This window comes from Microbacterium testaceum, from assembly GCF_001476655.1.
Classification (GTDB): domain Bacteria; phylum Actinomycetota; class Actinomycetes; order Actinomycetales; family Microbacteriaceae; genus Microbacterium; species Microbacterium testaceum_C.
The window spans coordinates 1-11175 of record NZ_LDRT01000105.1 but is presented as its reverse complement, the minus strand read 5'-3'; the positions used below and the strand labels follow the sequence as shown (position 1 = coordinate 11175).

11 protein-coding genes are annotated in these 11175 nt (G+C 70.4%); all 11 read left to right on the top strand.

Going from position 1 to position 11175, the window contains the following annotated elements; genetic code table 11:
• Positions 1-809: hypothetical protein (locus tag NS220_RS20420; RefSeq protein ID WP_206543029.1), on the top strand; the 809-nt coding region annotated here is incomplete at its 5' end.
• Between the two features lie 47 nt (positions 810-856).
• Positions 857-1579 carry a hypothetical protein gene (locus tag NS220_RS13920; RefSeq protein WP_058624631.1) on the top strand — a complete coding sequence of 241 codons (723 nt, stop codon included), beginning with the start codon at positions 857-859 and terminating at the stop codon, positions 1577-1579.
• Positions 1576-2610 (top strand): HAD-IIA family hydrolase, encoded by a 1035-nt coding sequence (locus tag NS220_RS13915; protein WP_440589465.1) that lies wholly within the window; start codon positions 1576-1578, stop codon positions 2608-2610. The genes NS220_RS13920 and NS220_RS13915 overlap by 4 nt, the downstream gene beginning before the upstream one ends.
• Before the next feature lie 19 nt (positions 2611-2629).
• Positions 2630-2800, top strand: a complete 171-nt coding sequence (locus NS220_RS20215; RefSeq protein WP_193755376.1) for a hypothetical protein — start codon at positions 2630-2632, stop codon at positions 2798-2800.
• Positions 2797-3594, top strand: a complete 798-nt coding sequence (locus NS220_RS13905) for a TlyA family RNA methyltransferase (RefSeq protein ID WP_058624629.1) — start codon at positions 2797-2799, stop codon at positions 3592-3594. The genes NS220_RS20215 and NS220_RS13905 overlap by 4 nt, the downstream gene beginning before the upstream one ends.
• Entirely contained in the window at positions 3591-4511 is a 921-nt protein-coding gene (locus NS220_RS13900) for an NAD kinase (protein WP_058624628.1), read from the top strand. Before NS220_RS13905 ends, NS220_RS13900 begins: the two co-directional genes overlap by 4 nt.
• Positions 4508-6205 carry a DNA repair protein RecN gene (recN, locus tag NS220_RS13895; RefSeq protein ID WP_058624627.1) on the top strand — a complete coding sequence of 566 codons (1698 nt, stop codon included), beginning with the start codon at positions 4508-4510 and terminating at the stop codon, positions 6203-6205. The genes NS220_RS13900 and recN overlap by 4 nt, the downstream gene beginning before the upstream one ends.
• A gap of 133 nt (positions 6206-6338) precedes the next feature.
• Positions 6339-8039, top strand: coding sequence for a CTP synthase (locus tag NS220_RS13890; RefSeq protein ID WP_058624633.1), 1701 nt, complete (start codon positions 6339-6341; stop codon positions 8037-8039).
• Between the two features lies 1 nt (position 8040).
• A complete protein-coding gene (locus NS220_RS13885) occupies positions 8041-8619 on the top strand; it encodes an NUDIX domain-containing protein (protein WP_058624626.1) in 579 nt (192 codons plus the stop codon).
• 1 nt (position 8620) lies between these two features.
• Positions 8621-9550: a site-specific tyrosine recombinase XerD gene (gene xerD, locus NS220_RS13880; protein WP_058624625.1), complete on the top strand. Its 930-nt coding sequence runs from the start codon at positions 8621-8623 to the stop codon at positions 9548-9550.
• A 129-nt stretch (positions 9551-9679) separates the two neighbouring features.
• On the top strand, positions 9680-11175 hold a 1496-nt coding region (locus tag NS220_RS13875), incomplete at its 3' end, for an ABC-F family ATP-binding cassette domain-containing protein (RefSeq protein WP_058624624.1).

The window sequence follows — 11175 nt, the reverse complement described above, 5'->3', positions numbered from 1 at the left end:
GCCATTTCGCATTTACGGGTAGATTTTCCCGAGGAGGACTGTCATGTCGACGGACGACGCGAACGATCGCAAGGGCAACGAAGGACGCTCGGCGGGTCGCGCCTCCGGTCGTGGATCATCCTCGGACGGAGGCGCCCGGGGAGATCGTCCTGCGCGACGTGACGGCGACCGCCCTTTCCGCCGCGATAGCAACGGCCGTCCGCCCCGCGACGGTGATCGCCCGTACCGTCGTGATGGTCAGGCGTCGGGTCGTCCTGCGCGTGAGGGTGATCGGCCTTTCCGTCGTGATGGTCAGGCGTCGGGTCGTCCTGCGCGTGAGGGTGATCGGCCTTTCCGTCGTGATGGTAAGGCATCGGGTCGTCCTGCGCGGGACGGCGACCGTCCGTTCCGACGTGACGCTGAGGGACGACCGCCACGTGAGGGTGAGCGCCCGTTCCGTCGGGACAGCCAGGGCGCGGGTCGCTCGGCGCGCGACGGCGACCGTCCGTTCCGTCGCGACGGTGAGGGGCGCCCGCAGCGTTCTTTCGATCGCGACGTTCGTGGCACTGGTCGTCCGCGCCGTGACGGTGAGGCTCCCGGCGGCGGGCGACGCGACGGTGCTTCGCGCGGTTTCGGCGGGGGTGACCGTCGCTCGGCCGGCGACCGTCGCCCGACCGGTGACCGTCGGCCCGGGGCCGGTGCGCCCCGACGTTTCGACCGCGAAGACTCTCGTGCGACGCGGCCGCCCCAGGACCGTCGGGAACGCGGGCCGGAGATCCCCGAAGAGATCACCGCGTGGGACCTGCCGGGTGCCGCGCGCAACGAGCTGAAGACGCTGAGCAAGGACAACGCGGAGAACGTCGCTCGGCACCTCGCCATGGCAGCACGTCTCATCGACGAGGACCCTGCCCTGGCTCACCAGCATGCCCTGGCCGCGTCCCGCAGCGCCGGTCGGGTCGGCGTCGTCCGCGAGACCGTGGCAATCACGGCCTACGCGGTCGGCGACTTCGCGCTGGCGCTGCGCGAGCTGCGCACCCACCGTCGCATCACCGGCTCGGATGAGCAGCTGCCGCTGATCGTCGACAGCGAACGGGGGGTCGGGCGACCTGACCGCGCGCTCGAGGAGGGGCGATCTGTCGATCGCGCGACGCTGTCGGTGCCGGTACGCGTCCAACTCGCGATCGCGATGTCGGGGGCCCGCCTCGATCTCGGACAGACGGATCGTGCCCTGCAGGAACTCGAGATCCCTGAAGCCGATCCGGATCGGGCTTTCGAGTGGAGTCCTGCGTTGTTCTCCGCGCGCGCTGCGGTTCTCGAGGAGTTGGGCCGCCTCGAGGAGGCAGCGGAGTGGGAGCGGCGCGCCGAGGTCGCCGCGGACGCCCTCGACGCCGCCTCCGGCGTCGCCGACCGAGAGGTCATCGTCGTCGAGGAGATCGACCTGATCGATGACGAAGGCGCTGTGGATGTGGCATCCGGGGTCATCCCCGTCGCCGACATCGTGGACGACGCGGTGGAGGTCGATGAGGTTGCCGTCGACGTCGCGGACGGGGCCTCTGCTGCCCAGGAGTCCGACGCGGATGCGCCGGAGGACCCGCGGTGATCTTCGGGCGTAAGCAGGAGACGTCTCCCCTCGAAGGCGTCGACGTCGTCCTCGCTGACCTCGACGGCGTCGTGTACGCGGGGCCGGGCGCGCTGCCGCACGCCGTCGACAGTCTCAATCGCGCTCAGGACGAAGGGCGCCGGCTCGGCTACATCACCAACAACGCCTCGCGGACCGACGCCACCGTGGCGGAGCACCTGTCTTCGCTGGGGCTGCGCGTCGCGGCCGACGACGTCGTGACGAGCCCGCAGGCAGCGATGCGGCTCATGCGCGATCTCGTTCCGGCGGGGTCGACGCTCCTCGTCATCGGCGGCGAGGGACTTGTCGTCGAGGTCGAGAAGGCCGGCTTCGTGGTGACCCGCAGCGCTGACGACTCTCCTGCTGCCGTGGTGCAGGGCTTCGCTCCCGAGGTGGGGTGGGCGCAGCTGGCGGAAGCCGCATACGCGCTCGCGACTCCCGTGGAAGAGGGCGGCATCCCCTGGGTGGCGACGAACACGGACTGGACGATCCCACAGGCGCGAGGAATCGCCCCGGGAAACGGCACCCTCGTCTCCGCCGTGCACACCGCGGTCGGACGCCTGGCCACCATCGCGGGAAAGCCCGAGCGTCCGATCTTCGATGAGGCCGTGATGCGGACGGGGGCCGTGAAACCGTTGTTCATCGGCGACCGGCTCGACACCGACATTCAAGGCGCGCGGGCGGCGGAGATGGCATCCCTGCTCGTGTTGACCGGTATCGATCGCCCGAAGCAGGTGCTCGCGGCCGCTCCGTCTCAGCGTCCGGACTACATCGTCGCCGATCTCCGTCAGTTGTTCGAGCCGTATCCGTCGACGATCGTCAAGGGGGAGCGAACGCGCGTCGGGGACGCCGTCGTCGAGATCGACGGCGTTGACCTGCGCATCGTGTCCGAGGGCTCCCGGCAGATCGACCTTCTGCGGGCCGGCGCCGCCGCGATCTGGAACTCGGGCCGGGCGATCTTCGGCTTCCGTGTTCCGGAACAGCTCTACGCGGATCCGTTCCGCGTGAGGTGACGCCGGTAGCATGGCATCCATGTCGGACAGCCGAGAGTACGACGCCGACCCCGAACTGATCAGCCGCCTCCGCGTCATCGAGGAGCAGCCGCTGGACGCACGGGCCGAGGCGTACGCGGCCCTGCACGACGAGCTGGTGCGACGCCTGGAGTCCGGGCCGACCGATGACGCATCGTCCGCGCACGTATGACACGACTGGATGCCGAGCTCGCCGCCCGCGGCCTGGCTCGATCGAGGTCGCACGCGACACAGCTGATCGCGGCCGGAGAGGTGAGCGTCGATGGGCGGGCGGTCGTGAAGCCGTCCGCTCCGGTCGACGCGGACAGCGTGATCGAGGTGGCGAGCCCGGACCACTACGTCAGCCGTGGCGCGCACAAACTCCTCGCGGCCCTGGACGCCTTCGCGATCGACGTCGCCGGGCGCGTCGCCGTGGACCTCGGCGCGTCGACGGGGGGATTCACGCAAGTGCTCAGGGAGCGCGGAGCGCGTCCGGTGATGGCGGTGGACGTCGGCCACGGCCAGTTGTCCACAGCCCTCGCCTCCGACCCGGACGTCGTGTCGGTCGAGGGGTATAACGTGCGGTTCATGACTGCTGCTTCGCTCGCACACGCCACCGGTGTCGCCGAGCGGCCCGAGGTCGTCACGGGCGATCTCTCCTTCATCTCGCTCCTCCACGTCCTTCCCGCGGTGGTGGAGACGGCTGCTCCCGACGCCGATGTCGTCCTCCTGGTCAAACCCCAGTTCGAGGTCGGGCGCACCGCCGTCAAGGGAGGACTCGTGACCGACCCGGCGCTTCGCTCGGACGCGGTCCACAGCGTGCTCTGGGCCGCGTGGGACGCCGGCCTCAAGACCAACGGCCTCATCTCCTCACCCATCGTCGGAACCCACGGCAACCAGGAGTACGTCGCGTGGTTCTCGGCCGCTCACGGCAGCGACCCCTCAGAATGGGAGAGCACCGTGACCCGACTGACCGGAAGCCGATGACCCCCAGCGATCGCCGAATCCTCCTCGTCGTCCACGCACGCCGTGACGACACCGTCCAGGCCGCCGAGCGCATCATCTCCGCCGTCCTCGCGGCGGGGGCGGTACCCGTGGTCTCGGCAGAAGACCGGCCCGAGCTCGCCGAACGTCTTTCCCTCGAGGGTGTCGCGACGCTCGGTGTCGACGCGGGCGTCGACGACGTCGAGCTGGCCATCGTGCTGGGCGGCGACGGAACGATCCTGCGCGCAGCGGAGATGGTGCGTGGCAGCACCGCGCCCATCCTCGGCATCAACATGGGCCATGTCGGCTTCCTCGCCGAGATCGAGCGCGACGACATGGACGACGCCGTGCGGCGCGTGATCGCCCGTGACTACACGGTCGAAGAGCGCCTGGCTCTCGCGGTCAAGATCCAGGATGCCGACGACCGGGTCATCTACGAGACCTGGGCGTTGAACGAGGCCACCGTCGAAAAGGCCAGCCGGGAGCGGATGCTCGAAGTCGTCATGGCCGTCGACGGACGCCCTCTGTCGTCGTTCGGCTGCGACGGGGTGGTCATCGCCACCCCCACCGGCTCCACCGCGTACAACTTCTCCGCGGGGGGCCCGGTGGTCTGGCCGACCGTCGAGGCGATCGCGGTCGTTCCGCTGTCCGCGCACGCGCTGTTCGCGCGGCCTCTCGTGGTCGGGCCCGACGCCAGCGTCGCGGTCGAGGTCCTCGAGCGCACGAGCGGCAGCGGCATCCTGTGGTGCGACGGTCGACGTTCGCACGACCTTCCGCCGGGAGCGCGCGTCGTCGTGCGCCGGTCGTCACGACCTGTGCGTCTCGCGCGGCTGCACCCCGCCGCGTTCACGGAGCGGCTCGTCCGCAAGTTCCGTCTTCCCGTCACAGGCTGGCGCGGCACCGCGGGAGGGGCCTCATGATCGAGGAGATGCGTCTTCGCGACCTGGGAGTCATCGCCGATGCCACGCTCCCCATCGGGCGGGGGTTCACGGCGATCACGGGCGAGACCGGCGCGGGAAAGACCATGGTCGTCACCGGACTGGGCCTTCTTCTGGGACAGCGTGCCGACTCCGGCGCCGTGCGCAAGGGCGCGACGCAGGCGGCGGTGGAAGGTGTGTGGCTCGTCCCCGAGGACGGCGCCGTGGCCGGGCGTGTGCGCGAGGCCGGCGGCGACGTCGAGCCCGTCGGCGGCGGTTCGGCTGAGCTGTACCTCGGACGGACGGTCTCGAGCGAGGGACGCGGGCGCGCCACGGTGGGCGGGCGCACCGCCCCCGCCGGGGTCCTCGCCGACCTGGCCGATGATCTCGTCGTCGTGCACGGGCAATCCGATCAGCTTCGGCTGAAGTCGGCATCCGCTCAGCGGGATGCGCTCGATCGTTTCGGCGGCGCCACCGTCACGACCGCGCGGGAGGCCTACCGCGCCGCCTGGGAGAACTGGCGAACGCTCGACGTCGAGCTGACCACGCTCACCGCTGACCGGGACGAGCGCGCCCGTGAGGCGGAGCAGCTGCGCGCGGCGATCGCCGAGATCGAAGCCGCCGCCCCCACCCCCGGCGAGGACGAAGAACTCGCCCGCCGTGCGGAGCGCCTCGCGAACGCCGAGGAGCTGCGGCTGGCCGCGGTGACGGCCCACGCGGCGCTGTCGAACGAGGACGGCGCGCCCGACGTGATCACCCTCCTCGCCGAAGCACGGCGCGCCCTCGAGCGCATCGCCGGGAGCGACGACGCCCTCGCCGCGATCGGGGAACAGGTCGCCGACCTCGGTTACCGCGCCGCCGATGCATCGGTCGCGCTGTCGGGCTACCTCGCCGACCTCGACGAGTCGGGCCCGCACGAGCTGGCCGCCGTCGACGAGCGGCGTGCCGTCCTGGCAGGGCTCACTCGCACCCACGGATCCGTGGATGCCGCCCTCGCCCTGCTCGAGACCGGCTCGGCGCGTCTCGTCGAACTCGACGACGACGGCGACCGCCTGCAGCGTCTGGAGACGCAACGCGATGCCGCCGCGACCGAGCTCGACGCGGCGGCCGAGACGCTGACCGCCGCGAGGCGCGAGGCGGCGGAGCGTCTGGGGGCCGCGGTCACCGAGGAACTCCACGCGCTGGCCCTGCCCGACGCCCGTCTGACGGTCGACGTGGCGCCCGGCCCTCCGGCCGGGCATGGACGCGACGAGGTGTCGATCCTCCTCGCCCCGCACCCCGGAGCCGATCCGCGTCCCGTATCGCGCGGTGCCTCGGGGGGTGAGCTCAGTCGCGTCATGCTCGCGATCGAGGTGGTGATCGCCGGAGTGGATCCGGTCCCCACGTTCGTCTTCGACGAAGTGGACGCCGGAATCGGTGGCGCAGCCGCGATCGAGGTCGGGCGCCGTCTCGCGCGCCTCGCCGAGTCGTCCCAGGTCATCGCCGTGACCCACCTCGCGCAGGTGGCGGCGTTCGCCGGCAACCACCTCACGGTGGTCAAGGGCAATGACGGGGCGGTCACGGCATCCAGTGTCCGACGGCTCGAAGGAGCGGAGCGGGAGGCCGAGATGGCTCGCCTGCTCTCGGGACTGACCGACTCGGACGCCGCGCTGACGCACGCACGAGAACTGCTCGAGACCGGGCGTACAGCGGGCTGATCCGACGGATCGACACGCGATCGTAACGACCAGCGTGAGGTGGATGTCGGAGGTCGGTGCCAAACTGCGGGACGAGGCGGAGAGCAACCGCGAGCCCACCGGACAGATGCGACTGATAGGATCGAAGCCCGTGATGCAGACTTCGGACGCGGCGGGAATTTCAGACAACAACACCTTCACGACGAAGCACATCTTCGTCACCGGAGGCGTGGTGTCCTCCCTGGGTAAGGGCCTGACGGCGGCAAGCCTCGGCAACCTCCTCACCGCTCGCGGCCTGCGCGTGGTCATGCAGAAGCTCGACCCGTATCTGAACGTCGATCCCGGAACGATGAACCCGTTCCAGCACGGCGAGGTCTTCGTGACCGACGACGGCGCCGAGACCGACCTCGACATCGGGCACTACGAGCGTTTCCTCGACATCGAACTGAGCCAGGCGGCTAACGTCACCACCGGCCAGATCTACTCCCAGGTCATCGCGCGCGAACGCCGCGGCGAGTACCTCGGCGACACGGTGCAGGTCATCCCGCACATCACCGACGAGATCAAGCGACGTATGCGCCTGCAGGCGAGCGAGAGCCCGCAGCCCGACGTCATCATCACCGAGATCGGCGGCACGGTCGGCGACATCGAGTCGCAGCCCTTCATCGAGTCGGCCCGCCAGATCCGCCACGAGCTCGGTCGCAAGAACGTCTTCTTCGTGCACGTGTCACTCGTGCCGTTCATGGGCGCCTCGGGGGAGCAGAAGACCAAGCCCACCCAGCACTCCGTCGCGACGTTGCGCTCGATCGGCATCCAGCCCGATGCCCTCGTGCTGCGCAGCGACCGGCCCGTCACCGAGTCGAACAAGCGCAAGATCGCGCTCATGTGCGACGTCGACGAAGACGCGGTCGTCAACGCTATCGACGTGCCGAGCATCTACGACATCCCGACGATGATGCACGACCAGGGCCTCGACGCGTACATCGTCGACGCGCTCGACATCGACAAAGCGGCCGACGTCGACTGGTCGCGCTGGCAGCGGGTGCTGCAGGCCGTACACAACCCCAAGCACGAGGTCACGATCGGCCTCGTCGGCAAGTACATCGACCTCCCCGACGCGTACCTTTCGGTGACCGAGGCGATCAAGGCCGGTGGGTTCGGTCAGGAGACGCACGTGAAGATCACGTGGATCCCGTCCGACCTCTGCGAGACCCCCGAGGGAGCCGCCAAGGCCCTCTCCGTCGTCGACGGCATCATCGTGCCGGGCGGCTTCGGCATCCGCGGTATCGAGGGAAAGCTCGGAGCTCTGCGTTTCGCGCGCGAGCAGGGCATCCCCACGCTCGGCATCTGCCTGGGCCTGCAGTGCATGGTCATCGAGTACGCGCGGACCGTCGCCGGCCTCGAGGGAGCCTCCTCGAGCGAGTTCGATCCCGACACCGCGCACCCGGTCGTGGCGACCATGGCCGAGCAGGTCGACATCCTCGAAAGCGGTGACCTCGGTGGCACGATGCGTCTGGGGCTGTACCCCGCGGATCTGGCCGAAGGCTCGCTCGCGGCCGAGCTGTACGGGGCGGAGCGCATCTCGGAGCGCCACCGTCACCGCTACGAGGTGAACAACGCCTACCGCCAGCAGCTCAGCGACGCGGGGCTGGTCTTCTCGGGGCTGAACCCCGACCTCGACCTCGTCGAGTTCGTGGAGCTGCCCCGCGACGTGCACCCGTACTACATCGCGACCCAGGCGCACCCCGAACTTCGCTCGCGTCCGACCGAGCCGCACCCGCTGTTCCGCGGACTCGTCGGCGCCGCGCTCGAGCGTCACCGTTCGAGCGAGCTGTTCGACGTCGAGGAGGCCTGACATGGATGAGCTGCGCGACGAACCCGTGACCCTCGAGATCGTCTCGACCGACCTCGTCTACGAGGGGGCCGTCTGGGACGTCCGCTCCGACACCGTCCGGTACGGCGACGGGGAGATGACGCGGCAGTACGTCGAGCACCCGGGGGCCGCGGCCGTCGTGGCGATCGATGACGACGAGCGGGTGGTGCTCATCCAGCAGTACCGGCACCCGATCAAGGAACGCGACTGGGAGATCCCGGCGGGACTCCTCGACGTCGCGGGGGAGCCGCCTCTGGAGACGGCCAAGCGCGAGCTGACCGAGGAGGTCGACCTCGAAGCGGACCGCTGGCAGCACCTGATCTCGATGCACACCACCCCCGGCGGCAACGACGAGGTCGTGCACGTCTTCCTCGCCCGCGGCCTGCGTTCGGTCGAGACCGACTACGAGCGCGAGCACGAGGAATCCGACATGCGCGTCGAGCGCGTGCCCCTCTCCGACGTCATCGACGGGGTCCTGGCAGGGCAGCTGCGCAACGGCATCCTGGCCACCGGGGCGCTCGCCGCGGCCGAGGTGCTGCGCCGCGAGGCCACCTCGGCCTGACGTGGAGCTCGGGCGCGCGGTCGAGACCTACCTCCGGCACGTCGCGCTCGAACGCGGCCTCTCCGACCACACCGTGGCCGCGTACCGCCGTGACCTCACCGTGTACGTCGAGTGGCTCTCCCACCGGGGGGTGACCGAGGCCGAGGAGGTGACCCCCGCGCTCGTCGCGGAGTTCGTCGCCGAGCGCGCGTCGTCGCAACCCCCGCCGGCGTCGTCGTCACTCGCGCGACTCCAGTCGTCTGTGCGTGGACTGCATCGTTTCCTCGTCCTCGAGGGGCGTGTCGACGATGACCCCAGCGGACGCCTCCGGCCGCCGAAAGCGCCGCGCCGCCTGCCGAAAGCGCTGACCATCGGCCAAGTGGATCAGCTTCTGGATGCCGCGGGGCCCGCACCCGGCTCGTCCGACGTCGCGGGGGTCGACCCCGCCGCCGTACGTGATCGTGCGTTGCTGGAGCTGTTGTACGCGACCGGCGCCCGAGTCTCGGAGATCGTGCAACTCGACGTGGACGACACCGCCCACGGCGATCTGCTGCGGGTGCGTGGCAAAGGAGACAAGGAGCGCGTCGTTCCGGTGGGCTCGTATGCGCGCGCGGCGATCGAGGCGTATCTCACGCGTGTGCGCCCGGCGCTCGCGGCGAAGGGCCGCGCCACCCCTCGGTTGTTCCTGGGCGTCCGTGGAGCGCCGCTGTCGCGTCAGAGCGCGTGGCTCATCATCCAGGCCGCGGCGGAGCGGGCGGGCCTCACCGCCCACGTCTCCCCGCACACCCTGCGCCACTCCTTCGCGACTCATCTGTTGCAGGGCGGGGCCGATGTGCGCGTCGTGCAGGAGCTGCTCGGCCACGCCTCGGTCGCAACGACACAGATCTACACGCACGTCACGGTGGACGCGCTCCGCGACGTCTACGCGGGGGCTCATCCGCGTGCGCGGTGAGCGTCGGTCGGCGTAGTCGGCCGCTGCGCGCGGGGTCATGGCTCACGTGCGAGAGCAGCGAGGGCAAGGGGCCGGCACCGGAACATCGCGACGACGCGCGCCGCACCCGCATCCTGAGAAACTAGAGGCATGACCGCCACCCTCGTCGCGCAGAATCTCACCGGGGGCCACGGGCACCGCACGCTCTTCGAGGGCGTCGACCTCACGGTCGCGCCCGGAGACGTGATCGGCGTCGTCGGCGCGAACGGTGCGGGCAAGTCCACTCTGCTGCGCCTTCTCGCCGGAGTCGACGAGCCGCAGGGCGGTTCGATCAGCCTCGCACCCGCGGACGCCTTCGTGGGATGGCTGCCGCAGGAGCACGAGCGCGTCGCGGGCGAGACCGTCTCGGCGTACATCGCGCGTCGCACGGGCGCGGCGGAGGCGACACGGGAGATGGATGCCACGGCGGCGGCGCTGGGCGACCCCATAGCCGTGGGCGCCGACGACGCCTACGCGAGCGCTCTCGAGCGGTGGCTTGCGAGCGGTGCCGCCGACCTCGACGATCGGATGCCGCAGGTGTTGGCCGACCTCGGACTCGACGTGGGACCGGATGCCGAGATGACCGGCCTCTCCGGAGGTCAGGCGGCGCGGGTGGGTCTGGCCGCTCTGCTGCTGTCGCGCTTCGACATCGCCCTGCTCGACGAGCCCACGAACGACCTCGACCTCGACGGACTGGAGAGACTCGAGACCTTCGTGAAAGGGCTGCGCGGGGGAGTGGTGCTCGTGAGCCACGACCGCGAGTTCCTCGCGCGGTCGGTCACCCGCGTGCTCGAGCTCGACCTCGCGCAGAACGCGCACCGGGTCTACGGCGGCGGGTACGACGCGTACCTCGAGGAGCGCGCGACCCTGCGCCGCCAGGCGCGGGAGAAATACGAGGAGTATGCCGAGACCAAGGCCGACCTCGTCGGACGCGCACGAACCCAGCGCGAGTGGTCGAGCCAGGGCGTGCGCAATGCCATGAAGAAGTCCCCCGACAACGACAAGATCCGCCGCAAGGCCGCGACGGAGTCGAGCGAGAAACAGGCGCAGAAGGTGCGGCAGATGGAGAGCCGCATCGCGCGGCTCGAAGAGGTCGAGGAGCCCCGCAAGGAGTGGCAGCTCGAGTTCACCATCGGCTCGGCGCCGCGGTCGAGTTCGGTCGTGTCGACGCTGTCCGGGGCGGTCTTCCGGCAGGGGGACTTCACGCTCGGTCCCGTCTCCCTCCAGGTCAACGCCGGGGAGCGGATCGGCATCACGGGGCCCAACGGTGCCGGGAAATCGACGCTGCTGCGTGGCATCCTGGGCCGTCAGACGCCGGATGAGGGGTCCGCGAGCCGGGGCGCGAGCGTCGAGATCGGCGAGATCGATCAAGCCCGCTCCCTGCTGGTGGGAGAGCGGCCCCTCGCGGAGACGTTCGAGGGCTTCGTGCCCGAGATGAACGCCGGCGAGGTGCGGACGCTGCTCGCCAAGTTCGGTCTGAAGGCCGACCACGTCACGCGGCCGGTGGACGGCCTGTCTCCGGGGGAGAGGACGCGCGCCGGGCTCGCCCTGCTGCAAGCACGCGGTGTCAACGTGCTCGTGCTCGACGAGCCGACCAACCACCTCGA